The sequence below is a fragment of the Eggerthella sp. 1_3_56FAA genome, assembly GCF_000185625.1.
In the GTDB taxonomy this organism is placed as follows: Bacteria; Actinomycetota; Coriobacteriia; order Coriobacteriales; family Eggerthellaceae; genus Eggerthella; species Eggerthella lenta.
On sequence record NZ_GL622582.1, the window covers coordinates 100,446 to 124,667 of the forward strand.

The 24,222-nt window shown below is 66.5% G+C and carries 21 protein-coding genes; 1 reads left to right on the top strand and 20 read right to left on the bottom strand.

The genetic code is table 11. From position 1 onward, the window contains the following. From pgsA to HMPREF1023_RS13765, 12 genes are all read right to left on the bottom strand, one after another. A partial coding sequence (pgsA, locus tag HMPREF1023_RS13710; protein ID WP_009307029.1) for a CDP-diacylglycerol--glycerol-3-phosphate 3-phosphatidyltransferase occupies window positions 1-873 on the bottom strand: 873 nt, incomplete at its 3' end. Window positions 874-878: 5 nt separating this feature from the next. Then, complete coding sequence (gene rimO / locus HMPREF1023_RS13715; RefSeq protein WP_009307030.1) at window positions 879-2,246, bottom strand: 30S ribosomal protein S12 methylthiotransferase RimO; 1,368 nt, start codon at window positions 2,244-2,246, stop codon at window positions 879-881. Window positions 2,247-2,260: 14 nt separating this feature from the next. Beyond that, window positions 2,261-2,758: a YajQ family cyclic di-GMP-binding protein gene (locus HMPREF1023_RS13720; protein WP_009307031.1), complete on the bottom strand. Its 498-nt coding sequence runs from the start codon at window positions 2,756-2,758 to the stop codon at window positions 2,261-2,263. A 144-nt stretch (window positions 2,759-2,902) separates the two neighbouring features. Next, window positions 2,903-4,039: a RodZ family helix-turn-helix domain-containing protein gene (locus HMPREF1023_RS13725; RefSeq protein ID WP_009307032.1), complete on the bottom strand. Its 1,137-nt coding sequence runs from the start codon at window positions 4,037-4,039 to the stop codon at window positions 2,903-2,905. 12 nt (window positions 4,040-4,051) lie between these two features. Continuing rightward, window positions 4,052-6,580 carry a DNA translocase FtsK gene (locus HMPREF1023_RS13730; RefSeq protein ID WP_009307033.1) on the bottom strand — a complete coding sequence of 843 codons (2,529 nt, stop codon included), beginning with the start codon at window positions 6,578-6,580 and terminating at the stop codon, window positions 4,052-4,054. A gap of 101 nt (window positions 6,581-6,681) precedes the next feature. Next, a complete protein-coding gene (locus HMPREF1023_RS13735) occupies window positions 6,682-8,607 on the bottom strand; it encodes a ribonuclease J (RefSeq protein ID WP_009307034.1) in 1,926 nt (641 codons plus the stop codon). A gap of 289 nt (window positions 8,608-8,896) precedes the next feature. Beyond that, window positions 8,897-9,787 carry a 4-hydroxy-tetrahydrodipicolinate synthase gene (gene dapA, locus HMPREF1023_RS13740; RefSeq protein WP_009307035.1) on the bottom strand — a complete coding sequence of 297 codons (891 nt, stop codon included), beginning with the start codon at window positions 9,785-9,787 and terminating at the stop codon, window positions 8,897-8,899. A 100-nt stretch (window positions 9,788-9,887) separates the two neighbouring features. Beyond that, window positions 9,888-10,655, bottom strand: coding sequence for a 4-hydroxy-tetrahydrodipicolinate reductase (gene dapB / locus HMPREF1023_RS13745; protein ID WP_009307036.1), 768 nt, complete (start codon window positions 10,653-10,655; stop codon window positions 9,888-9,890). Between the two features lie 156 nt (window positions 10,656-10,811). Further along, window positions 10,812-13,037, bottom strand: coding sequence for a polyribonucleotide nucleotidyltransferase (locus HMPREF1023_RS13750; RefSeq protein ID WP_009307037.1), 2,226 nt, complete (start codon window positions 13,035-13,037; stop codon window positions 10,812-10,814). A gap of 153 nt (window positions 13,038-13,190) precedes the next feature. Next, a complete protein-coding gene (gene rpsO / locus HMPREF1023_RS13755) occupies window positions 13,191-13,478 on the bottom strand; it encodes a 30S ribosomal protein S15 (RefSeq protein WP_009307039.1) in 288 nt (95 codons plus the stop codon). 282 nt (window positions 13,479-13,760) lie between these two features. Beyond that, on the bottom strand, window positions 13,761-14,915 hold the full coding sequence (locus tag HMPREF1023_RS13760) for a sensor histidine kinase KdpD (protein ID WP_009307041.1): 1,155 nt from the start codon (window positions 14,913-14,915) through the stop codon (window positions 13,761-13,763). Window positions 14,916-14,927: 12 nt separating this feature from the next. After that, the gene (locus tag HMPREF1023_RS13765; protein ID WP_009307043.1) at window positions 14,928-15,626 is read right to left on the bottom strand and encodes a response regulator transcription factor; all 699 of its coding nucleotides are present in this window, start codon (window positions 15,624-15,626) and stop codon (window positions 14,928-14,930) included. Window positions 15,627-16,024: 398 nt separating this feature from the next. Between HMPREF1023_RS13765 and HMPREF1023_RS13770 the strand changes: the two genes are divergently transcribed. Further along, window positions 16,025-16,693, top strand: a complete 669-nt coding sequence (locus HMPREF1023_RS13770) for a C39 family peptidase (protein WP_232228730.1) — start codon at window positions 16,025-16,027, stop codon at window positions 16,691-16,693. On the opposite strand, the gene HMPREF1023_RS13775 is transcribed toward HMPREF1023_RS13770, so the two are convergent. The 8 genes from HMPREF1023_RS13775 to HMPREF1023_RS13810 all read right to left on the bottom strand — a co-directional run bounded on the left by HMPREF1023_RS13775 (window position 16,678) and on the right by HMPREF1023_RS13810 (window position 23,666). Continuing rightward, window positions 16,678-16,929, bottom strand: a complete 252-nt coding sequence (locus tag HMPREF1023_RS13775) for a TIGR03905 family TSCPD domain-containing protein (protein WP_009307046.1) — start codon at window positions 16,927-16,929, stop codon at window positions 16,678-16,680. The two genes, HMPREF1023_RS13770 and HMPREF1023_RS13775, sit on opposite strands and share 16 nt — an antisense overlap. Window positions 16,930-16,967: 38 nt before the next feature. Further along, entirely contained in the window at window positions 16,968-17,780 is an 813-nt protein-coding gene (recO, locus tag HMPREF1023_RS13780; RefSeq protein ID WP_232228731.1) for a DNA repair protein RecO, read from the bottom strand. Beyond that, window positions 17,744-19,249, bottom strand: a complete 1,506-nt coding sequence (locus tag HMPREF1023_RS13785) for a PASTA domain-containing protein (RefSeq protein WP_009307049.1) — start codon at window positions 19,247-19,249, stop codon at window positions 17,744-17,746. Before HMPREF1023_RS13785 ends, recO begins: the two co-directional genes overlap by 37 nt. Window positions 19,250-19,444: 195 nt before the next feature. Beyond that, window positions 19,445-20,368, bottom strand: a complete 924-nt coding sequence (gene era / locus HMPREF1023_RS13790) for a GTPase Era (RefSeq protein ID WP_009307051.1) — start codon at window positions 20,366-20,368, stop codon at window positions 19,445-19,447. Window positions 20,369-20,395: 27 nt separating this feature from the next. Continuing rightward, the gene (locus HMPREF1023_RS13795) at window positions 20,396-20,875 is read right to left on the bottom strand and encodes a diacylglycerol kinase family protein (protein WP_009307053.1); all 480 of its coding nucleotides are present in this window, start codon (window positions 20,873-20,875) and stop codon (window positions 20,396-20,398) included. A 23-nt stretch (window positions 20,876-20,898) separates the two neighbouring features. After that, entirely contained in the window at window positions 20,899-21,360 is a 462-nt protein-coding gene (gene ybeY, locus HMPREF1023_RS13800; RefSeq protein ID WP_009307055.1) for an rRNA maturation RNase YbeY, read from the bottom strand. A 6-nt stretch (window positions 21,361-21,366) separates the two neighbouring features. After that, window positions 21,367-22,323 (bottom strand): PhoH family protein, encoded by a 957-nt coding sequence (locus HMPREF1023_RS13805; protein WP_009307056.1) that lies wholly within the window; start codon window positions 22,321-22,323, stop codon window positions 21,367-21,369. A 206-nt stretch (window positions 22,324-22,529) separates the two neighbouring features. Then, entirely contained in the window at window positions 22,530-23,666 is a 1,137-nt protein-coding gene (locus tag HMPREF1023_RS13810; RefSeq protein WP_009307057.1) for a C39 family peptidase, read from the bottom strand. Window positions 23,667-24,222: the final 556 nt, after the last annotated feature.

Sequence of the window (24,222 nt, forward strand, 5' to 3'; positions counted from 1 at the left end):
CGAGCTGCCCGGCACGTCGGTGAGCGTCGCGGCGACGAGGCCGCCCGTGAGGCTCTCGGCCGTGCCGACGGTCGCGCCGGCGGCACGTGCCGCCTCGAGCACGCGCCCGGCCAGCTCGTCGAGCGCCTCGGGCGAGATGCTCGCGGCCTCCTGGGCACTGAACGCGCGCCCTCCCGCTTCGTCCTCTCCCGCATCGGCAGCCGCGGCCTCTCCGGCACCCGCACGGCGCTTCGCGCGCTTGCCCGACGGCGCGAACCCGAGGATCTCCTTGGCCTTCACGAAATAGTCGAGCATCGAGATCACGGTGAGCGCCAGCGCGATCAGCATGGCCAGCCACGACACGAGGTACAAGGGGTTGTGCAGCACGCCCTGCGGATCGGTGATCACCACACTGTCCTTGACGATGAACAGCACGATGGCGACGATCTGCGCGACGGTCTTCGCCTTGCCGTACCAGCTGGCGGCGATGACCACGCCTTGGCTGGCGGCCACCATGCGGATGCCCGACACGATGAACTCGCGCGTGAGGATGACGAGCGCTACCCACGAGGGCAGCACGCCCAGCTCGATGAGCGCGAGCAGGGCGGCGGCCACGAGGATCTTGTCGGCCAAGGGGTCGATGAACTTGCCGAAGTTCGTCACCTCGCCGCGGCTGCGCGCCAGGTACCCGTCGAGGCCGTCGGTGGCGGCCAGCAGGATGAAGATGCCGGCGGCGATCCAGGGCTTCGACGCCTCGGCGTCCGCCCAGAACGGGAAGTACTCCGGCCAAGGGCTGATGATGGCCACCACGAACACGGGAACGAGGCAGATGCGCAGCAGCGTCACCACGTTCGCCGGGGTCCACAGCTTCTCGTGCACGGCACCTTGCGCCATCGGGCTCACTCCCCTTCCATCTCGTAGAGCAGAGCGTCGACGATGCGCACGCGGCGGATCTCGCCCGGCTCGCCGGCGTCGAGGTACGTGACGCCGTCGACCTCGGGCGCCTGGCACATGGCCCGCCCGAACAGCTGGCCGTCCTCTTCGACGCCCTCCACCAGCACGTCCATCTCGCGTCCGACGCGCGCGGCGATGCGCGGGCAGCACACGGCGTCGGCCAGGTCGCGCAGGCGCTGGGCACGGTCGTTCTTCTCGTCCTCGTCCAGCTGGCCGGGCAGGTCGAACGCGCGCGTGCCCTCCTCGCGCGAGTACGGGAACACGCCCACGTAGTCGAACAGCCCCTCCTCGACGAAGGAGCACAGGTCCTCGAACTGCTCCTCGGTCTCGCCCGGGAAGCCCGCGATGAGCGTCGTGCGCAGCGTGGCGCCCGGCACGTGCGCGAGCACGCGGCCGACGAGCGCCAGGAACTCCTCGCGCGAGCCGGTGCGGTTCATGGCGCGCAGGATGCCCGCGTCCACGTGCTGCAGCGGGATGTCGAAGTAGTCGCATACGTTGTCGTGCGCGGCCACGGCATCCAGCAGCTCGTCGGAAAGGCCTTCGGGCTGGATGTACATGATGCGGAACCAGGTTTGCGGGAACTCCTCGGCCAACGCGGCCACGAGCGCCGCCAAAGACGACGGCTCGTCGAAGTCGGCGCCCCAGCGCCCCGTGTCCTGGGCGATGAGCACGATCTCGCGGGCGCCGGCAGCCACCTGGGCGGCGACGTCTGCGCGCACGTCGTCGAGCGGGAAGCTGCGATAGCGCCCGCGGATGTACGGGATGGTGCAGTACGTGCAGAACCGGTCGCAACCGTCGGAAATCTTCACGTAGGCGAACGGCGCGGCCGGGAGGGCGGCAAGCGCCGCACGGGATCCTTCGACTTCGGCGGCTCCGCCGCTTGCGCTCAGGGTCACGGAGGCGGCGGCTCCGCCGCCCGGGGCGTCGACGCCAAGCGCGTCGGCTACGATGGCGGCGATATCGTCCTCGCGGCTGCATGGCACGAACGCGCGCGCCTCCACAAGCTCGTCCGCAAGTTCCTCGCCGTAGCGGGCGGGCATGCAGCCGGCCACGATGAGCGGCGCGCCCGCCGCGACGTTGGGCATCCCGGCCGCATCGAAAACGGCTTCGATGCTCTCCTCGGTGGCGCTTTGGATGAACGAGCAGGTGTTCACCACCACGGCGTCCGCTTCGGCAGGGTCGTCCTCTATCAGAAACCCGGCCTCCGCCAACCGCACGCGCATGCGCGCCGTGTCAGCCTCGTTCTTCGCGCATCCCAGCGTGACGAAAGCGACGCAGGGCGCAACGAGCGCCGCGTCAGATGAGCTTTCCATATGGCGAGACCGTCCTAGCGGTAGTTGACGAACTGGAGCGGCTGGCCGTAGTCCTTCCCCTTGAGGAAGGCGATGACCTCCTGCAGCGCATCGCGCGAGGGAGAGCTGACGCGCAGCTTGTCACCCTCGATCTGGACCTTCACCTTGAACTTCTCGGCCTTGATATCCTTGTTGATCTTGCTGGCAACGTCCTTTTCGATGCCTTCGACGATGGTGGCCTTCTGACGAACGCTCTGGCCGGCGGCCGCTTCGGGATCGGCCCACTGCACAGCGGCAAGATCGATGCCGCGGCGAACGAGCTTCGAGCCGATCACGTCGATGACCTGCTTGGCCACGAAATCGGCGGGTGCCGCCACCGTCATGGACTTGCCCGCCTTGTCGAGGGTGATCTCGGCGCCCGAGTCTTTCAGGTCGTAGCGCTGCGCGAGCTCCTTCTTCGCCTGCTGGAAGGCGTTGTCGATCTCTTGCATGTCGACCGTGGACACGATGTCGAAGCTGGATTCCTTGGCCATGGAACGTTCCTTTCCGCGCGACACGGCCCGCACTGGCGGGCCGCTCGAATTTTCGTTTGCGCACAGCATAGCGCATTTTCGCGCCCAAGCCGGCAATTTCAGAGGCGCTCCATGACGAACGGGTTCTCCGACCGGCGGAAACCCCTAAGCGGCGGATGTTCCATCCCCGGTTTTCGCGCCATCCTCGGCTGCTTTGTCGGCGGCGTCCGCGTCGGCCGACCCCTTCTTCTTGGCATCCGGATGATCCTCGTACCACTTCTCCAGGTAGGCGTCGAAATCGACCGTGGCCATGGGCATGCCGGTAGCCGGATCGGAGCCGTCGAACTTGACCGCCTCGCCGTCCACCTTGATCGTCACGCCGTCGCTCGCCCAAGCGGCGAACGTCCACACGTCGCCCTCGGCCAGCTCAACGGTGTCCTCCTCGCCGCCCGAGAACATCTGGTCTTCGGACGTCCCGTCCTTCGTGATGACCGCGTACACCGGGGTGTCCTTGGCGATCGTGTAGGTCACCTTGATGCTGGTCGGAGCAGTTTCAACAGGCTTGGCCTGCGGTTGCGCGGGGGTTTCGCCGCCTTCCGTGCCGCTGCCGTCCTGCGTCGGGTCGGCGAGCCCCGTCACCGGCAGCTTCGTCACATCCTCGTTCGAGCTCCCGCCGTTGTTGCCGAACACGAGCACCAGCACCACGATGAGCAGCACGAGGATCACGCCGCCCGCGATGACGAAAGGCAGCTTCGACTGCACGACGCTCGAGGCCTTCGGCCCTGCGTAGAAGTTCGTGTACTCGGCGTTCGGCAGCGCCGCATGGCGGCTGGGATGCGTGCGTCCCTCGGAATAGAGGCGCTCCGAACCCCCGCGCGCGCCGTAATCGCGACCGTAGTCGCGCCGGTCGTCGTACATCGTACGCCCGAACGCATTCTGCCGCGGCGGGCGCTCGTCGACTTGCTGCGAGGGGCGAGCGCCCTGCCGCGAGGTCGAGCGTCCCGTGCGCGAAGATCCTCCTCGATCGAAACCCGAGGGCTGCGCGCCGTTGCGCGCGCGTCCCACCTGGTAGGCGTAGGCCTCATCCAGGTACATGCGCGTCATCTCGGTGGGGTTGAGCCCCACGAGGCGCGCGTAGGCGTTCACCATGTTGCGCGCGTAGCCGCGCGGCGGCATGCGGGAGAAATCGTCTTCCTCGATAGCGCGCAGGATGTCGGGTCGGATGCGCAGCCGTCGCGCAGCCGTCGCGAGATCGTAGCCCTTGCGCTCGCGCGCCTCTCTCAATATGGTTCCGAATGTCACCTGGCCACCTCGTTATTCCTCAGGGTTCGCCGCGTCGTGCGCCTCGAAGGCCTTCAACGTCTCGAGCTCCATGGCGTCTACGAGCACTTCGCGGGGCTTGCTGCCGTTCGGCGGCCCCACGACGCCCTTTTCCTCCAGCATGTCCATTATACGCCCAGCGCGCGAATAGCCCACCTTCAGGCGGCGCTGGATGTTCGAGGTTGATCCGAGGCCGCTCGACACCACGATGTCCGCCGCTTCCCAGATGAGCGGATCGTCGTCGGAGACGCCGCCGCCCGAACCGTCGGGTTGCGACGCGCCCAGCGTGATGAGGTTCGTCTGCAGGATCTCGGAATGGTACTCCGGCTCGCCCTGGTCTTTGAGCATGGCCACCACGGCGTTGATCTCGTCTTCCGATACGTAGCATCCCTGGATTCGCTGGGGACGGGCGAACTCGGGCTTCGACAGCAAGAGATCGCCCAGGCCGATGAGGTTCTCGGCGCCCGGCGTGTCCAAGATGACGCGGCTGTCGATGCCGCTGGCCACGTTGAACGAGATGCGGTTCGTGATGTTCGCCTTGATAAGGCCCGTGACCACGTTCGTGGAAGGGCGCTGCGTGGCCACGATGAGATGGATGCCGGCCGCGCGCGCGAGCTGCGCGATGCGGCTGATGGAGAACTCCACCTCCTTGCCCACGTTCATCATGAGGTCGGCCAGCTCGTCGATGATGATGACGAGGTAGGGCAGCTCGGCCCCCAGCTCGCCGGCCGGCGGCTCTTCGCCGGCTTCGATCGCTTTCTGCTGCGCGGCCAGCTCGGCCTGCACCTTCGCGTTGTACTGGCCGATGTTGCGAGCACCCACCTTCGAGAACACTTTCAGGCGGCGCTCCATCTCGGCCACGCCCCACGAAAGCGCGCTGGCCGCCTCGCGCGGCTCGGTGACTACGGGCACGTACAGGTGCGGGATGCCGTTGTAGGGCGTGAACTCCACGCGTTTCGGGTCGATCATGATGAAGCGCACCTCGGAAGGCGTGGCGCGCATGAGGATGGACATGATCATGGCGTTGATTGACACCGACTTGCCTGAACCGGTAGTGCCGCCGATGAGCAAGTGGGGCATCTTCGCGAGGTCGGAGACGATGGAGCGGCCCTCGACGTCCTTGCCGATGACGATCTGCAGCGGGCCCTCGTCCGCATCTTTGATGACGTCGCCCAAGAGCACGCTCTGGCGCGTGCGGTTGGGCACCTCGATCCCGACGTAGTTCGTGCCGGGGATGGGCGCGAAGATGCGCACGCCCGGCGCTGCCAACGCAAGCGCGATGTCCTGCTCGAGCGCCGTGATGCGGCTGACGCGCACGCCTGCGGGCAGATCGACTTTGAACAGCGTCACCGTAGGTCCGGCGACCCAGCCAACGACCTCGGCCATGATAGCGAAGCTTTCGAGCGTCTCCTGGAGACAGGCCGCGGTGTCGGCCAGCTCGGCGTCGGAAGCGCGGTCCTTCTTGGAGTTCTTCGACACGGCCAGCAGATCCGCGGGCGGTAGCACGAAACCGTCCGCCGGACGAGGAGAGGCCAGGGGCGTGGAGCTCGCGGACGGCTTGGGAGCCGCAGGGGAGCTATCGGATTTGTCGTGCTTGCGGCCGAGCTTGCGCGTGAGCGTTTGCGGGGCCTCGCCTCCCCCTTCCTCGGTAGAAGCCGCACGGTTGCCGATCGCTTGAGTGACCAGCGACTGCGACGCGCGACGGGGCTTGCTCGGTCGACCCTTTGCATCCTTGGCGCGCGGTAGGACGTTCGTTGCACCCGCCTCCACAACCTCGCCGGTCGTGGGCACCACGGGAACCTTCGCGCCCGTCGAGCGCTTCATGCGGGCGTAGGGCGGAGCCGCCAGCACGTCGTCGTCCGCATCGTCGGCGACAAGCGCCCGACGGGCGTCCTGTACGCGTTCGACCAGCTTCGACACCGAGAACCCGATGATCACGAGCCCGGCCAGGACTATCCCGATCATGATGATGCACGTCACCGCTTGCCCGAACAGGCTGATTCCAACCCATGCGATGCCGGCGCCCAGATAGCCGCCTCGCGCGGCGAGCTCGTCCGACAGGAACAGCCGGTCGACGGAATCGGGCGCGGATTCGGGCGTGAAGAGGGCCAGCAGGGAGAGCGCGGCGACGAAGATCATCACAAGGCCCACAGCCACGCGCACCGGTACGCGTTCGCGGTCGAAACGCGCGAGGAAGCTGGCTCCGATGATCAGCAAGAGGAACGGCAAAAGATAGGCGCCTAGACCCAGCGAGAGGTGCAGCGCCGTGGAAACGAACGAGGTGACCACGGCGTTCGTAGGCAGCACCGCCGCCACGAACAGGACGACCGCGAGCACGGCGAAAGCCACGCCGGTGATATCGCGACGCGTGCGCTCGTCAAGCAGACGGGGCTCCTCCGTCGCCTGCGGGCGCGCGCCCTTGGCCTGCTTCGCCCTTTTTTCGGCGGGCGAGGCCGCCTTGCCCTTCGATTTCGTCGCCGAAGACGCTTTCGGCTTCGCGGTGCTGGATGACTGTCGGGCCACGCCCTACTCCTTTATGCTGCGTTTGATCTGCGTTTCATGGGTTTGTTTCAGCCTATGCTGCGGCCGCACGCCCCCGCGAGGGCGCATGCGGCCATTATAGCTTAAACCTCGAGCAAGTTCACAATCACCATGGGACGGGTTTTCGTGCGTTCCCACAGGAGGGACAGCAAGGCGTCGCGTCCGGCCTTCTTCCACTCCTTCTGGCCGTCGCCCTTTCCCATAGCGCGCCCGAGCGCGTTCTTCACGGTGCCCTGCGCCTCGCGCACGAGGAAATCGTCGTCGCCGCCCGTGATGCCGTGCATTTCGATCTGCACGTTGCCCACCACGTTCTTTCCCTTCGGCGACACCGCGGCGGCGATGGCCGCAAACCCCTGCGAACCCAAAGCGTTGCGCTCGTCGAGCACGCCCTGCGAGGTGTCGCCCACCGACAGGCCGTCCACGAACACGATGCCGCTTTGCACGGTCTCGCCGCGAACGACGCCCTGCGACGTCAGCTCAAGGCTTTCGCCGTTTTCGCAGATGAAAACATTGTCGGTCGGCACGCCCGTCGCCTCGGCCAGACGAGCATGCGCGCGCAGGTGGGTGGCCTCGCCGTGCACCGGCATGAACGCCTTAGGCTGCACGATGGAGAGCACGAGCTTGAGCTCCTCGGCGCCGGCGTGACCCGACACGTGCACGCGTGCGCGGTTCTTGTCGTACACGTCCGCGCCGATCTTCGCCAGGCCGTTGATGACGCGCGTGACCGCCTTCTCGTTGCCTGGAACCGGCGTGGCCGACACGATGACCGTGTCGCCTTCGTCCATCTGGATGGTGCGATGCTCGCCGTTGGCGATGCGCGCCAGCGCCGAGAGCGGCTCGCCCTGGCTGCCCGTGCACATGATGACCACCTGCTCGGGCGGAATGCCCTTGAGGTCGTATGCGTCGATGAGGTCCGTGTCGCTGATGCTGAGATAGCCCAGGCGGCGCGCGATATCGGTGTTTTGGATCATCGAGCGGCCCGTCACCACCACCTTGCGGCCGTTGGCTACGGCGGCGTCGCAGATCTGCTGCATGCGGTGGATATGGCTGGCGAACGACGCGATGATGACGCGACCCTTCGCCTGCGATATGATCTTCGCCAGCTCCTTGCCGACTTCGGCCTCCGACGGCGTGAAGTTGGGGTTCTGGGCGTTGGTGGAGTCGCTCATCATGAGGTCGACGCCGATTTCGCTGAACTTCGACAGCGCGCCGAAGTCGGTGGTCACGCCGTCGATGGGGGTCTGATCGAGCTTGAAGTCGCCCGTGTGCAGCACGTTTCCGGCCGGGCTCTGGAAGAACACGCCCACGGCGCCCGGGATGGAATGGTTCACGGCGAAGAACTCGGCCGTGAAGCAGCCCAGCTTGATCTGGTCGCCCGGTTTGATCTCGACGAGCTTGGCGTTCTTGATCTTATGCTCGGCGAACTTGCCCTCGATGAGGCCCAGCGTCATCTTCGTGCCGTAGATGGGCACGTTGCGATCGAGGTCCTTCATGAGGTACGGGAGGGTTCCCGTGTGGTCCTCGTGGCCGTGCGTGATGACGATGCCGCGCAGCTTGTCGGCGTTCTCCAGCACGTAGGTGTAGTCGGGCAGGATGAGATCGACGCCCGGATGGTTGTCGTCGGGAAACATCAGGCCGGCGTCGTCGAGGATCATGTCGCCTTTGCACTCGAACACCGTCATGTTCTTGCCGATGGCGTCGAGACCGCCCAGCGGGATGATCTTGAGCGTGGCGTTCGGATCCTTCTTCGGCGAGGCGAAGTTGCGTCGCGCGCTCTGGTCGCCGCGGTTGGACGCAGCGCGCTGACCGCCCTCCCCCGCCTTCGACAGCTGCGGGCGCTTGTGCTCGAGCTGCACGTGCTTGTACGTGCGGGTCTTCTTGTTGCCCTGGCCGTTCTCGTTTCCGTTCGCGCGGGGCGCTTTCTCTCCCCTGCGCGGGCTCCCGCCGGAGCGGTTCTCCGTGCGTGCGCGATCGCTTCCGCGCTGGACGCGCGGGTTCTTCTCTTCCATATCGTTCCTTTTTTCTCAGGCGACGGGGGCGCATGCACGAGGAGCCGGGTATCCCGGCTGGTCTCGCAGCAGGCTGAAATTCGCTCGAGCCTGCAAGCCCGCACGTCGCGGTTATATCAAGCGCCGCGATGCGCGGCGCTTCGGTCCTTCTTCATGTCGTCATCCTGAGCAGAGCGCCGTTGGTGCGGAGTCGAAGGATTCCGCTCGGCGCCAGCCGGGGTACTTCCTGCTATCGTCGCACGGGATCCTTCGACTCCGCGCTACGCGCTCCGCTCAGGATGGCAAACGGCTACAGCACGCCCACCTCGCGCATGGTGGCGGCCAGGCGCTCGGACTGCTCGGGCGTGGCATCCACGAGCGGCAGGCGCACGCCGCCCACGGGGAAGCCCAGCAGCTTGAGCGCTTCCTTGACGAGAATGGGGTTCGACGTTTCGAACAGTCCCGTCATGAGCGGCATCAAGCGCTCGTTGGCCGCCTCGGCGGCCTCCCAGTCACCTGCAGCCGCCAGCTCGACGATCTCCTTCATGCGAGCGGGAGACACGTTGCCGATGGTGGAGATGACTCCGGCGCCGCCTCGCTTCATGACGTCGAGCGTGGCGGAGTCGTCGCCGGAGTACACGACGAAGCCGTCCGGAGCGCCTGCGACGATGGCCTCGACCTGATCCATCTTGCCCGACGCCTCCTTCACGGCCACGACGTTGTCGCAGTCGTGGGCGAGGCGCAGCGTGGTCTCGGCTTCCATGTTCACCACGCAGCGGCCCGGAATGTTGTACAGGATGATGGGCAGCTCCACCGCGTCGGCGATGGTGCGGAAGTGACGGTACATGCCCTCTTGGGGAGGCTTGTTGTAGTAGGGCACCACGCACATAAAGCCGTCGACACCCAACTCGGCCACGTCGCGGGCGAAGCCCACCGTGTCGGCCGTGCAGTTGTCGCCCACGTTCGCGATGACGGGGACGCGGTTGCCCACAGCCTCCACCACAGCGCGGAACAGCTCCATCTTCTGCGGGTAGAACACGGTCGGGCTCTCCCCCGTCGTGCCGTTGATGATGAGGGAGTCGCTGCCGCCGTCGACGAGGCGCGCGGCAAGCGCCTGAGCCTTGTCAAGATCGAGCTCGCGATTCTCATCGAAGGGCGTGACCATGGCCGGGATCATCCGGCCGAACCGAGGCTGCGACATGCTCTGACTCCTCACCTTCCATGCGCGCGACCCGTGCCGCTTGCGCATCCAACATACAAAAACAAGTGCCTGAACGGCTATTATCCCACGAGATGAGCCCTCAGGCCATGAAGTTCTCCAAACCTACAACCAGCCCGTCGCACGAGCCCACGCTACGAATGCCCAACAGCACGCCCGGCATGTACGACGTACGGTCCCATGAGTCATGACGGATGGACAGCGTCTGGCCGAGCGATCCAAAGATCACTTCCTGGCTGGCGACGTAGCCCATCGAGCGCACGGAATGCACCGGCACGCCGTCCACGAGCGCGCCGCGCGCGCCCTCGGCGCCTTCGATCTCGGTCTCCTTGCCGGGAGCTTCGCTCGCGCGCCCGCCACGCGCTTCAGCGATGATCTGCGCCGTGCGCACCGCGGTACCCGAAGGAGCATCCTTCTTGTTGCAGTGGTGAAACTCGATGACCTCGGCCTCCGGGAAGTACGGCGCGGCGGCCTTGGCGAACTCCATCATGAGCACCGCGCCCGTCGTGAAGTTCGGCGCGTAGAACAGACAGGTGCCGTCGGGCGCGAGCGCGGCCAGCTCCTGCAACGTCTCGTTCGACAGGCCGGTAGTGCCCACCACGCAGTCGACTCCCGCGGGAAGCGCCTCGCGCAGGTTGTCGGCCACGACGGAAGGCTGGGTGAAGTCGACGAGCACATCGGCCGTCCAAGACTCGAGCGCGGCCGCCACCGTCGGGTACACGGGGAAGTCGACCTCGGGCCTGTGCGGGTCGATGCCGCACACCAGTTCCATATCGTTCGCCGCGCGCACCGCGTCGCATACGGTCCTGCCCATACGGCCCGCGCATCCCGCAACTGCCACCTTGATCATCGCTGCCTGCCTTTCGCTTCATGTACCCGAACATCCTACCACGCGGATATACGCCGCTTGCGCCGCCGTTACCCGGCCGGCACGATTCGTCGGCCATCCGTCCTCCCGCAACGACGAAGGGGCCGCGTTCGGCCCCTTCGCTCGAATCAAAACCGCTTACGCGTCGTGACGGCGGCGCGGCGTGCGGTTGCCGCCTCCGTTGCCCTCGCGTCCGCTGCGACCCGGACGATTGTCGCGGCCGCCGTTGCGATCGCCGCGCTCGCGACGCTCGCCGTTGGAAGCGCTGCTTTCGGGGGCGTCCGGCTTGTCGAGGCGGTCGAGCGATATCTTGCCCGTCTTCGGGTCCACCTCGAGCACCTCGACTTTGATGATGTCGCCGAGGTTCAGCACGTCCTCGACCTTGCCGACGCGGCCGTTGGCAACGCGGGAGATGTGCAGCAGGCCGTCCTTGCCCGGCGTCAGCTTGACGAACGCGCCGAAGTCCTTGATGCCAACGACCTCACCGTCGAACGTCTCGCCCACCTCGGGCTCCTTGACGATGCCGAGAATCATGGCCTTCGCGGCATCGCCGGCCGGGCCCTCGATGGCGGCGATGTGGATGGTGCCGTCCTCCTCGATGTTGATGCTGGCGCCCGTCTCCTCCTGGATGCCGCGGACGACCTTGCCGCCCGAGCCGATGACGTCGCGGATCTTGTCCACCGGGATGTGGATGGTCTCGATGCGCGGTGCGAACTCGGAGAGCTCCTCGCGCGGCGCGGCGATGGTCTCCAGCATGGCGTCTAGGATGTAGGCGCGACCTTCGCTGGCCTGCTTGAGCGCACGAGCGAGGATGTCGACCGACAGGCCGCGGGCCTTGTTGTCCATCTGCAGGGCGGTGATGCCCTTCGCCGTGCCGCACACCTTGAAGTCCATGTCGCCGAGGAAGTCCTCGATGCCCTGGATGTCGGAGAGGATGACCACGTCGTCGCCCTCCTTGATGAGGCCCATGGCGATGCCCGAAACAGGCGCCTTGATAGGCACGCCCGCGTCCATGAGAGCCAGCGTCGAACCGCAGGTGGAGGCCATGGACGACGAGCCGTTCGACTCGAGGACCTCGGACACCACGCGGATGGCGTAGGGGAACTCGTCTTCGCTGGGAAGCACCGGGATCAGCGCGCGCTCGGCCAGCGCGCCGTGGCCGATCTCGCGGCGCTTCGGAGCGCCCATGCGGCCGGTCTCGCCCGTGCAGTACGGCGGGAAGTTGTACTGGTGCATGTAGCGCTTGCCCTCGGCGGGGTCGATGGTGTCGAGGCGCTGCCATTCGTTCAGCATGCCGAGCGTGCAGACGGAGAGCGCCTGCGTCTGGCCGCGCTGGAACAGGCCCGAGCCGTGCACGCGGGGCAGGTAGCCCGGCACGATGTACAGCGGGCGGATGTCCTCGGGACGACGGCCGTCGGCGCGCTCGCCCGTCTCGATGACCATCGCGCGCATGGCCTTCTTCTCGAGCTTCTTGAGCTCGGCGGCGATGTCGCCCTTCCATGCGGCGCGCTCCTCATCGGAGAACTGCTCCTCCTTGATGCGGGCCTTGAGCTCTTCCACCTTGCCCATGCGCGAAAGCTTGTCGGCATCGCGCAACGCGGCGGACATCTCGGCCATGAACGGCGCGACGCGCTCGGCGATGGCCGGGTCGGCGACGTGGACGGGCCACTCGACCGGCTCGATGTTCGCACGGTCGAGGAAGCGCTGCTGGGCTTCGCAGAACGCGGCGATGGCCTCCTGGCCGAACGTCATGGCGGCCAGCATGTCCTCTTCGGAGATCTCGTCGGCGCCGGCCTCCACCATGGAGATGTAGTCGGCCGTGCCGGCGATGGTCAGCTCGAGATCCGAGTTCTCGGATTCCTCGAACGTGGGGTTCACGATGAACTCGCCCGTCTCCACGTCGCGGCCGATGCGCACGCAAGCGGCGGGGCCGTCGAAGGGAGCCGCGCCCAGCATGAGGGCAGCGCTGGCGCCCATGACGCAGATGGTGTCGGGCGGGTTGATGCTGTCGACGACGAGCGTCGTGCACACGACGTGCACCTCGCGCTTGAAGCCGTCGGCGAAGCCGGGACGGATGGGACGGTCCACCATGCGGGCCGTCAGCGTGCCCTTGTCGGAAGGACGCGCCTCGCGCTTGAGATAGCCTCCCGGGATGCGGCCGACCGCGTACATCTTCTCGATGAAGTCGACCGTGAGGGGGAAGAAGTCGTAGTCCTTCTCCTCCTTCGAGATGACGGCCGTAACGAGCACCGTCGTGTCGCCCTGCGTGACGACGACCGAGCCGGTCGCCTGCTTGGCGAGCTCGCCTGTCTCCAAACGGTACTGCTTCCCGTACAGTTCGAAGGATTCGACGATTTTTTCCATATGCTGCTTTCTTTCTCTTCACCTGAACGGCCCTAGTGCCGCCCAGCTTCTTCGGCGCGGGGTACTTACCGTTCCCCCGCCGCCGCGAGCGGATGCGCCCTTGCGCTTCCGACCGCCTCTATGTAAAAGCCCGCCAAGGCGGGCTTTCATACGCTAGATGGTGTCGCGGATGCCGAGCTGCTTGATGAGCGTACGGTACTCCTCGATGTTGCGGTTCTTGATGTACTTCAGAAGACCGCGACGCTTACCGAGGAGCATCATGAGGCCTCGACGAGTGTGGTTGTCCTTCTTGTGCACCTTGAGATGCTCGGTGAGGTTGCGGATGCGCTCGGTGAGGATCGCCACCTGCACTTCGGGACTGCCCGAATCGCCTTCGCCCTTGCCGAATTCCTTGACGAGCTCGGCAGTGCGCTCTTTGCTGATGCTGAGTTTGCTGGCCATGTGCTATTCCACCTTTCGTTCGCAGCGCCCTCGTCGGACGCCGCCTCCTGCGCGCCTGCCCGGCCCGGGCCTGCACGCGTCGTATGCGCGTCCCTCTGGGAAGGCATGCGGTGAACATGCGGACCAAGCGGAACGTGCCTGCGTTTTCGCAGCCCGCCTATTGTAACGGCAAGCACGGTGCGCGGCAAGCGGGACGCGGGGCGCCCACAGGTTCCGCACAAAGCGCCGACGCTTCGAAGCCGCGCCCCCATCAGGACAGACACATGCTGCAGAAGGCCTCCGTCAGGAGCGCGCCACACTGGGTCCCTGGGGGATCCAGACGGTGAACGACGTGAGGCCCGCGTCGCTCGAAGCGTAGATGTCGCCGCCGTGGGCGCGGGCGATCTCACGGGAGATGGCCAGCCCCAGCCCTGCGCCGCCCGCTGCCGACCCGCGCGACTCGTCGGCGCGGTAGAACTTCTCGAAGATGCGTTCGAGGTGCTGCGGCGACAGCTCGCGTCCCTGGTCGCTCACCGTGAGCTCCCACCACACGAAGCCGTCGGCGGCCGTCACGAGCCCCGTGCGCACCCTCACGTCCGTGCCGGGATCGGCGTAGGCCACCGCGTTCTTGATGACGTTGTTCAGCACGCGGGCCACGCGCCCCGCGTCGGCGAACACGGACAGCTCGGCGGGGCCCTCGTACACGAGGTTCAGGCGCCGCCCCTCGGCCAGGGGGAAGAACTCGTCCACCACCTGGTTCACGAACAGCGCGGCATCGAAGCGCGAGCGCTCGATGGGGATGGTCTGCAGGTTGTAGCGCGTGATCTCGAAGAACTCGTCGAGCAGCTCCTCGAGCCGGTAGGCCTTGTCCAACGTGATGCCCGTGTAGCGCTCACGCACCTCGAGCGGCAGGTCCGGAGACTCCTCGAGCAGCGTAAGATAGCCGATGATGGAGGTGAGCGGCGTCTTGATATCATGCGCCAGATACACCACCAGCTCGTTCTTGCGATCCTCGGCGGCCTTCGCAGCGCGTTCGTTCTGCTCGGACGTCGCCTTGATGGTGTTGAGCGCCATAGCGGTGGGCGCAAGCTCGCCGGGCAGCATGACCGGGCCGTCGCTTTTGGCCAGGATGTCGGACACCGAATCGAGCAAGAGGTCGAAGTAGCGCAGCGCCCGGTTGATGCCCGAGCGCACCACGAGCACGATGCCCAGTACGAAGCCGATGGCCGAACATATCATGAATGTGCTGGCGAGCATCGTGTGCAGCGTGTAGTTGTAGTCGAGCAGCTCGTAGACGGCGTTCGACACGGTCGAGCCGAACACGGTCACGAAGCCGCCGTACAGCACGAGGTATATGACCATAAACAGCACGACGTTCACCACCGTGCGACGCAGGATGGCGTTCGAGAGCCGCTTCGTCTGGTCGAGCCGCGCCTGCGAGCGTACGGGTTCCTCCATGTCTTCCTCCTTTTAGCCCAGCTTGTAACCGACGCCCCAGACGGTCTCGACGAACTCCTGGGACGAGTCGACGGCAGCCAGCTTCTTGCGCAGATGCCGGATGTGCACCATCACCGTGTTGTTGCTCTGGGCGTTGGCGATCTCGCCCCAGACGGACTCGAACAGATCGCGCGAGGCCACAGGCCGGCCCTGGTCGCGCATGAGACAGGCGAGGATGGCGAACTCCTTCGGGGTGAGGCTCAACGCCTCGCCGTGCAGCGTGGCCGTGTAGGCGCTCTCGTCGAGAGTGATGCCGCAGCATTCGAGCATACCCGGCCCATCCTCACTTGCGACGTCGTTCGAGGTAGCGCGGCGCAGGCGCGCGCGGACGCGGGCCACGAGCTCGCGCGGCTTGAAGGGCTTCACCACGTAGTCGTCGGCACCCAGCTCGAAGCCCACCACCTTGTCGACCTCCTCGTCCTTCGCCGTGAGGAAGATTATGGGAACCGAGCTCGTGCGCCGAAGCTCGCGACAGCACGCGAACCCGTCCATACCGGGCATCATGATGTCGAGGATGACAAGGTCGAACGGATCGTCCGCCTGACAGGCCAGCAGATCGGGAGCTGCGTAGAACACCGTCGGGGCGAACCCGGCCTCCACAAGCAGCTGCCCCACCAAATCAGCGATGGCCTGCTCGTCGTCGCATACGGCGATGCGCATCTTCGATTCCACGCGTTCCTCCTCGCACTCCGCGGCCCATCGGGCCGTCCGCGCCCGCTCGGGCGCGCCGTCTCTCCCATTGTATAAGCCCCCGTGCGCGATCACGCCCCTGACGAGGCAAGATTAAGGAAAACTTAAGCAATCGGTTGACGTTTCTTCTGGGACGGGAGGGGCGCGCCCGAGGGATACTTGACGGCGAGGACGGCGCGCCGCGAGCGCTGCCGGAGGTCGTCCGGGGCGCAGTCCCGGACGACGCCTCGCTATCCCCGTATCCAACGCTTTCGAGGAGGCTCCCCGTGCCGTACACCAATTCCTTCGATGCAAGGCTTCGCCCGAACCGCTCCGTTTATCGCGCTCGGCCCCTACGCCGCGCTTGCGCTCCCGAAAGCCGCACGCACGCCGCATCCGGCGTGCGGCGCATCCCTTCGCGATCGCTGCCGCAGCTCGCCGTCGTTCTGGCGCTGCTGATCGCCCTCGGAGGCGCCTGCTGGTACGCGGTGAGCACCTTGACGGGCCTCGTCGACGGCGCGCGGGCCAGCGGATCCCTCTCCACAGGCCCGCAATCGACGCCGAAAAGCGCCTGGAAGGCCGGCGAGGTGCCCGCGCTGTACCAGCGCGATCCTGCATGGGCTGACGGAACCTACGCAGAAGACGACTTCGGAACCACCGGTTGCGGGCCTACGTGCATGGCCATGGCGTACGTGGCGTTGACCGGTCGCACCGACATGACCCCGGCCGACATGGGCGCGTTCTCCGAGCGCCTCGGATGCGCGACTCCCGACGGCACCGCCTGGACGTTCATGACCGAAGGCGCGGCCGAGCTTGGCCTCGTCGCCGAAGAAGTGCCCGCAGACGAGCAGAACGTTCGCCGCGCTCTCCTGTCCGGCTCACCCGTCATTTGCAGCGTGGGACCGGGCGATTTCACCAGCACGGGCCACTTCATCGTGCTCGCAGGCATCGACGAACAGGGCCGCCTGCTCGTGCGCGACCCCAACAGCCCCGAACGCACGGGAAAGGCTTGGGACTTCGCCACCGTGCTCGGCCAATGCCGAGCGATCTGGGCCTACACGGCCGCTTGACGCGCCTCGCGCAGCCCTTTCACCAGCTGGTCGGCGCACGAAGTTGCGCGTCGACCGCACGTGTTGCCCTCAAGCGCCGCGGCGACGTCCTCCACCGTCATGCCCTCGATGAGCTTCGACACCGCCTTCAAATTGCCGTCGCAGCCGCCGACGAACTCGACACGCGCCACCTTGTCGCCGTCGAGGTCGATATCGATCGCGCGCGAGCATACGCCGCGCGGGGTGTAACGGTACATGCCTCTCTCCTCTTCTTCGCGGGTTCCGCCCGCGTCTTTCAGAACAGTCCGCAAGTGAACAGGAAGTTCAACGATTTCAAGTTCGCCCCGACGTGCTCGCTCACCCATTGCTGGCAGAAACGCAGCACGGAAAACGCGGCGGAAGGATCCGCCTCGAGAATCTCGATCTCGGCGAACGTGGAGCTCAGCAGAGCCCGGCACCACGCGACCGTAGAGGCAGGGACGAGCACCGTCTCCACGCTCGACCGGCATGCGGCGCACACCGCCCCGCCCTCCTGGTACGAGAGCGCCATGAGTCCGCTTTCGGGAACCGCCTCCACGTCGCGCCCGCAGGAGACGCACACATCGAGGCTGGGGCGCAACCCCGCGAACGCAAGCGTCTTGAGCAAGTGCGCCGCGCACACGGCCGGCACCTGCGCGGGATCGACCCGACCCAGGCTGGACAACGCCGTGCGCGTGAGCGCGAACAACCGCGGGTTCTCCAGCCCCATCTGCGTGACGCGGTCAAGCAGTTCGGCCATGGGCGCAGCCCCGGCAGCGTGCTCGATGTCGCGGCGAAGACGCTCGTTGCTCTCGACGAGCCGCGCCTCCTTCACGATGTCGAGGCTGCGCCCGCGCGCGACGAGCAAGTCGACGACCGAGTACAGCTCGAGGCGCGCCGCGAACGAGCTGACGGGTTTGCGCGCGCCCTTCGCTACGGCCCGTATCTGCGAGCCGTCCTCGGCGAGCAGCGTCAGGATGAGGTCGCTCTCGCCGAGCTTCGTCTTGCGCAGCACGATGGCGCGCGCGTCGTAGGTAGGCTGGTACACGCGCGCTACGAGATACTGGCGATGGCGTTGTCGCTCGTCCAAACGATGGCACCGCTCTTCTGCTTGGAGGAGCCGTACACGGTCTCGCCGTCGAGCGAGGTCACCGCCTTGCCCGTGATGGTGAACGACGTGGTCTCGCCCCCCTCGTACTTCACGGCGTCCACCGACTCCACCAGATAGGCCGTGCCGCCGACCGTGACGGTCGAGCCCGAATCGCGCAAACCGCCGAGATACGACAGCGCCGCCTGCTCCAACTCGGCGCCGCGCGACAAGGCGACCGACACGGTGACCGTAGAGCCGGAGTCGGCCTTCGCGTCGGCTTCGGGCGTCGTACCGAGCACGGTACCGGCAGGCACGCTGTCGTCGTAGACGTAGCTCGCCACCGGTTCGTACCCTTCGTCGGTCAGCATCTTGGAAGCCTCGTCCCACGTCTTGCCCTTCACGTCGGGCACGGTGAAGGGGACGGCAACAGTAACGGTGATCTCGGTGCCGGCAGCGGCCTTCGACCCCGCTTCGGGGGCTATCCCCAGCACGAGGCCTTCACGCTCGTTCGACTTCTCGGTCACGAAGGAAACCTTCTCGAACCCGTCCTTCTCGAGCAGAGCCGCCGCTTCGTCGCGCTGTTTGCCCGCGACGTCGGGGATCGTGCGCGCCTCCGAAACATGGATGGTGACTTCGGAGCCCTCCTCCTCGCGAGAGCCGGCGACGGGATCCATCAGCAGCACGACGCCCTCGGTGTCGTCGGACTTGATCTTTTCCTCGTGCACGGCGAAGCCCTTAGACTCCAAAACGTAGACGGCGTCGGACTGGGTCATGCCCACGACGTCGGGCAGCATCTTGCCGCCCCATAGCTCCAGATAGTACGTGACGCCCGCGGCCGCCCCGCCGACGGCCAGCAGACATACGAGCACGATGGCCACGATCTTGCCCTTGCCGCCCTTCTTCTGGTTGGCATCAGGTGCGCGGAACTCCTTTTGCTTGGGCGCGGCCTGGCCCTCGATACGCGGCATCTCCATGGTATCGCCCGGCCCCCACGACTTCTTCGGGGGCACGTAGCCTGCATCGACGAGGCATTCGTCGAAGCCCGAGAAATCGGAGCGACCGGAGATCGGCTCTTCGTCGGGGCGACGGGGCACGAACGGCGTGAGATCGTCGGCAGCGCGCGCGGCCTCGTCGTCTCCGATGGAGCCGAAGTCGAACGCGTTGCCGTTCTCGTCGACGTTCACGCCCGCCACGTCGATGGCGGGGATGCTCGAACGATCGAGCGGGCCCGAAGCGTCGGGTTCCCCGGCGGACTCGGGTTCGACGGCGGATGCCGCGCCCTCGAAGTCGGGATCGGAATCGCCGGCCTGTACATCCTCAGGGCCGTCGTCAGCCGCGATCGAGCGCAGCGTCGCATCGCTCGTGGACGCCGCGGCGACGGCCGCCATACGGCCGGTCAGGGGAAATCCGCAATCGTTGCAGAATTTCGCGCCGTCTTTGTTCTCAGATTGACAGTTCGGACAGATCATGCTGGCTTACTCCCTCGCGCAAATGGCACATACGACGATTGTAGCCGAAAACGGGCCGAGCGCAGCCGGACAACGCCCCGTTTGCACGCTTCGTGACAATACCTGCAGAAAATAGGCGAGCTTCCAGGTTGGCGCAGCCGATCGGCGATAAGCGCCGAGCCGTTCCGGCCGCCGGCGGCCGGGCAGACAAAGCCCTTAAGCCCCTTCGCCGTAGCCGAAACGGCGGATCTGGTTCGCGTCGCGGCGCCAGTTCTTCTTCACCTTCACCGACAGGTCCAAGAACACGCGGCAGCCCAGCAGCTGCTCGAGATCCTGGCGCGCCTCGGTGCCGATCTGTTTGATGGCCGCGCCCTTCTTCCCGATGATGATGCCCTTCTGGCTGTCGCGCTCCACGTACACGATGGCGAAGATGCGGTAGAGATCCTTCTTGCGATCGTACTCCATCTCCTCCACGCGCACGCCGATGGCATGGGGCACCTCGTCGTGGAACGAACGCAGGATCTTCTCGCGGATGAACTCGGCCACCACCACCTCGATGGGCTGGTCGGTCTCCATATCGGTCGGGAACCACGCCGGACCCGGCGGCAGCAGCGCCACCACCTCGTCGACGAAATCCTGCACATGCTCGCCCGTCTGGCTCGACAATTCCACCACGGCGTCCCAATCGCCCAGCTGGGCTGCGGCGAAGCGCTGGCGATCCAGCTGCTCGCCGTCCACGAGGTCGATCTTCGACAGCACGAGGATCTTCTTCGAGCGCGCGCGCTTGAGCTGAGCGGCCACCCACTCGTCGCCCGTACCGACCGGCTTCGACGCGTCCACGAGGAAGGCGACCACGTCCACGTCCTCGAGCGCCTTGAGTGCCGACGTGTTCAGCTCCTCGCCGAGGGCGTCATGCGGCTTGTGCAGGCCCGGCGTGTCCACGAGGATGAGCTGGAAGCCCTCGCGCGTGAGCGCCGCGCGAAAGCGATGGCGCGTAGTCTGCGCCGTGTTCGACGTGATGGCGATCTTCTTGCCCATAATGGCGTTGATCAGCGTGGACTTGCCCGCGTTCGGGCGCCCGACCAGCGTGACGAACCCCGACTTGAACGAATCGCCGACTGCGGGATAGATGTTGTCCATGAAAAGCCTTCCGACGTTTCCGATGCGTTAGACGAACAGCGCCGCAAGGCGCGGGACGAACACGGCGGCGGCTACCGCCACCGCGCCCAGCGCGCACACGAGCACTGCGCCGGCGGCGCAGTCTTTCGCGTGCTTGGCGAGCTCGGCGTAGTCGGGCGACACGAGGTCGACCACCGATTCGACGGCCGTGTTCAGGCATTCGGCGGCCAGCACGAGCACGATGCAGATGACGATGGCCGCCCACGACGCCGCGTCGATGCCGAGCGCGGCGCCGAGCAGCACCGCCGCGGCGCCCACCGCGAAATGTATCTTCATGTTGCGCTGCGTGCGCGCAGTGTAGACGACTCCCTCCCATGCGCACGAGAACGCGCGTCCGAGCGAGAACCGGGCGCGCGAATCCTTGTCAGCACGGTTGCGGACGAACCTCACGCCGTCCGCCGCGCCGTCCTCCGGCGACGGATTCCCCTCCGTGCGATCGCCTTCGCCCATGGCGTCAGTCGCGTTCATGCAATCCAGCCCCTCCCCCGATCTCAGCGCTTGGACCAGGCTTCGAGGATCTCGGCCTCGCGCTTCTCCATGACCTCGGCTTCGTCATCTTCGATGTGATCGTAGCCGCACAGGTGCAGAAGGCCATGGACGAGCAGCAAGCTGATCTCCTCCTCGAACGTGGTGCCGAACTCGCGCGTCTGGCGGCTGGCCACGTCGGGGGCGATCACCACGTCGCCCAGTTCGTAGACGGGATCCTCCGCCAGCGTCATGGCCGACAGGTCGTCGTCCACGCCGTCGCACTCGAAGGACAGCACGTCGGTGGGGCCCTCCTTGTGGCGGTAGCGCTCGTTGAGCTCGGCGATAGCCTCGTCGGTGACGAAGCTGATGGACACCTCGGTGTTGAAGGGCTTGTCCTCGCGCGCCAGCACGAACTGGGTCAGCTCGTGCAGCGGCAGCTTCTCGAGGTCTTCTTTGCGGTAGTCGTAGTTGATCTGGATATCCATGATACCTCAAGCCTTTCTGCTTGCCTGATCGTAGGCCGAGACGATGGCGGCCACCAGGGAATGCCGAACCACGTCCTTGCCGGTGAAATCGCAGAACGCGATATCGTCGATGTCCTCGAGGATGGCCCGCACGCCTTTGAGGCCCGAGACGCCGCGCGGCAGATCGAGCTGGGTCACGTCGCCCGTGACCACCATCTTCGAGCCGAAGCCCAGGCGCGTGAGGAACATCTTCATCTGCTCAGGCGTGGTGTTCTGCGCCTCGTCGAGGATGATGAAGCTGTCGTTCAGGGTGCGCCCGCGCATGAACGCGAGCGGGGCGATCTCGATGACGCCGCTCTCGACGAGCTGCGTGGCGCGCTCCATGTCGGTCATGTCGAACAGCGCGTCGTAAAGCGGGCGGATGTAGGGATCCACCTTCTCGGTGAGGGTTCCGGGCAGAAAGCCCAGGCTCTCCCCCGCTTCCACCACGGGGCGCGTGAGGATGATCCGGCCGACCTCCTTGCGCTTGAGCGCAGCCACGGCCATGGCCATGGCGAGGTACGTCTTGCCGGTGCCCGCGGGCCCGATGCCGAACGTGATGGTATGCTCGCGGATGGCGTCGACGTAGCGCTTCTGGCCCGCCGTCTTCGGACGGATGGCCCGGCCGCGGTACGTGAGCAGGATGTCCTCCCGCAGCGCCTGGGGGCTGAACTCGGCCGTGCGCAACAGGTCGATGGCGTGCCGCACGTACTCGAGCGTAGGCTCGCCGCCGCCTTCCACGAGCTTGATGAGATCCGAGAACAGCGCCGTGAGCGACTGCACCTCCAGCGGATCGCCGACGAGCTCGACCGTGTCGCCGCGAACCGTGATCCGCGAGGCGAACGCGTCCTGCACGGCATGGAGGATCTCGTCCGCAGGGCCGACGATGAGCGCCATGTTCACGCTTCGGGGGGCCGTGAGGGTGATTTGGGTTTGGTCTGTCATGGGGGCATTGTACCACGCACGGCCGGCGCGCGCTTCGATGTCATCGAACCGACAAGGGAATATAGTGCAGGTGATCAAGATCTGCCGGGAACGGCGAGGCGGTTCGAGGCCGCGCCGCTCCCGCCTCGCATCTTCGCTCCGAAAACACGCCTCAGGGTCGTTTTCCGTGTTTTACGGGCGAAGACGCATTGCCCGCACGCGCGTCCTCAGGCCAGCCGGTAGGCCCACAGCGCCTTCGTCTGGCCGAGCACCGTGTCCACGTTCCAGGCTCTGTTCGAGCGCTCGGCCGAGTACGGATCGTTGATGCGCAGGTTCCCGTCGCCGTCGATGCCGGTGACGACGAAGAAGTGGCCGTTGTCGGTGAAGTCTCCAGGGCCGACGTTGCAGACGAGCACGGCGCCGCCTTCGAGCGCCGCGCGCACGCTGCCCGCATCGACCGAGAGCGCCTCGCAGGAAAGGCCGAGCGAGGCCGCCTCGCTCACGAGGAACGAGGAGTCGGTGCCGTCGAACGCCGTCTCAAAGCCGCCGTCGCTCGCGCGTTTCCCCATATCGTAGGGCGACAGATCGCCCTTGCCGGTGAGGCCCTGGTACACCATGGAAAGCGACGTGGGGCAGCATCCCGTCAGCGCGAACGTCGTGGAGCTGTACACGGTGGAGCCCCAGCGCTGATCCCACTGGTAGAGACGCGGCACCTCGCCGGAGGCGGGGTCGTCCGTGCCGAGGGCGCTCTCGGCCGGATAGGCGTCGGGAAACGTGCGCACGAAGGCCACGGCCTCGGGCTCGACGGCGGCCAGCTTGAGCAGCTTGCGCTGCACCGCTTCGCCGTCCACGGCGTAGGCGTCCGGATGGGCGGCGATCCATGCCGCGTCGTCGCTCGCCGAAGCCGCTTGGACGAGCTGGGCGGCCAAATCGTCGCCGAGCACGGCCTTGAGCTTGGCCTCGTCGACGGGGTCGCGCTGCGGCTGCTGCTGGACGGGAGCCCGGTCAGCCTCGTCCGGCGCCTGCGTCGCAGCGCCGGCGGCCATGCAGCCGCGAACGCCCGCGACGAGCGCGACGACCAGCACGATCGCGGCGGCCGCGATCGCGAAGCGCTTGAGACCGACGGCGCGCACGAGGTTCGTCGCAGCCTCGGAGAAGGCGAACAGGAGCTCCGAGCCGTGCGCCTCCCACGAGTGCCGATTGCCCGTTCCGGGACGGCTCGAACGGAGACGACCCGAGCTTATCGGCTCGCGCGCGTCATGCACGCCGTGCGTATCGCGGCCGGCGGACGCTTCCCCGCGCATGCGCGCCTTGCGCTCCTCGAGCCTCCTGCGCGCCCGCTCGCGCGCCTCGTCGTCGCCCATTCGCGCCTCCCGTTTTAAATCGCTATTCTGGCTAGTATACAGCCTATCGGAAAACAGAGGCATTTCGAATCGCCCCATTCAAGAAAGGGCCAGCAGCCGCAGGGGTTCAGAAAACAAGAGAGGCTGCCATCATGGCAGATACGAAAACCCGAACATCGACGCGCTCTCCGAAATTGCCCGAGGACTCGGGGTGAGCATACGCGACCTGTTCCAATACGCGCTCTCCGTGAAGAGCTTCCCGTGCCGGAAAACGACTGCCCCGCCGTTAAACCAAGATTGACGCAGCCCGTTCGGAGCATCGCGCGCCCATGGCGATCCTTCGCGCAAACAGGCCGCTCGCCCGCTCTTGGCGCGCCGGTTCGGGGGCGATGCGCGACCGGCTACAGCGTCACCTCGACCAGCGCGCCCGGGGCGGCGCCGGCGGGGGCGGGCACCTCGAAGTAGCTCTCCGTCATGGCGACGCCGCCCTCCTCCACCAAGGCGAGCTCGACGGTTCCGGCGCGGCGGGCGCACTCGGATGCGCGCAGCTCGTCGCCCAGCGCGCGCAGCATGGCGG

Excerpts from the sequence above, each read along its gene's own strand:
- rimO (WP_009307030.1), bottom strand. The coding sequence starts at position 2,246 with ATGGAAAGCTCATCTGACGCGGCGCTCGTTGCGCCCTGCGTCGCTTTC.
- HMPREF1023_RS13720 (WP_009307031.1), bottom strand. The coding sequence starts at position 2,758 with ATGGCCAAGGAATCCAGCTTCGACATCGTGTCCACGGTCGACATGCAA.
- HMPREF1023_RS13735 (WP_009307034.1), bottom strand. The coding sequence starts at position 8,607 with ATGGAAGAGAAGAACCCGCGCGTCCAGCGCGGAAGCGATCGCGCACGC.
- dapA (WP_009307035.1), bottom strand. The coding sequence starts at position 9,787 with ATGTCGCAGCCTCGGTTCGGCCGGATGATCCCGGCCATGGTCACGCCC.
- dapB (WP_009307036.1), bottom strand. The coding sequence starts at position 10,655 with ATGATCAAGGTGGCAGTTGCGGGATGCGCGGGCCGTATGGGCAGGACC.
- HMPREF1023_RS13750 (WP_009307037.1), bottom strand. The coding sequence starts at position 13,037 with ATGGAAAAAATCGTCGAATCCTTCGAACTGTACGGGAAGCAGTACCGT.
- rpsO (WP_009307039.1), bottom strand. The coding sequence starts at position 13,478 with ATGGCCAGCAAACTCAGCATCAGCAAAGAGCGCACTGCCGAGCTCGTC.
- HMPREF1023_RS13760 (WP_009307041.1), bottom strand. The coding sequence starts at position 14,915 with ATGGAGGAACCCGTACGCTCGCAGGCGCGGCTCGACCAGACGAAGCGG.
- HMPREF1023_RS13775 (WP_009307046.1), bottom strand. The coding sequence starts at position 16,929 with ATGTACCGTTACACCCCGCGCGGCGTATGCTCGCGCGCGATCGATATC.
- HMPREF1023_RS13785 (WP_009307049.1), bottom strand. The coding sequence starts at position 19,249 with ATGATCTGTCCGAACTGTCAATCTGAGAACAAAGACGGCGCGAAATTC.
- era (WP_009307051.1), bottom strand. The coding sequence starts at position 20,368 with ATGGACAACATCTATCCCGCAGTCGGCGATTCGTTCAAGTCGGGGTTC.
- HMPREF1023_RS13795 (WP_009307053.1), bottom strand. The coding sequence starts at position 20,875 with ATGAACGCGACTGACGCCATGGGCGAAGGCGATCGCACGGAGGGGAAT.
- ybeY (WP_009307055.1), bottom strand. The coding sequence starts at position 21,360 with ATGGATATCCAGATCAACTACGACTACCGCAAAGAAGACCTCGAGAAG.
- HMPREF1023_RS13805 (WP_009307056.1), bottom strand. The coding sequence starts at position 22,323 with ATGACAGACCAAACCCAAATCACCCTCACGGCCCCCCGAAGCGTGAAC.
- HMPREF1023_RS13810 (WP_009307057.1), bottom strand. The coding sequence starts at position 23,666 with ATGGGCGACGACGAGGCGCGCGAGCGGGCGCGCAGGAGGCTCGAGGAG.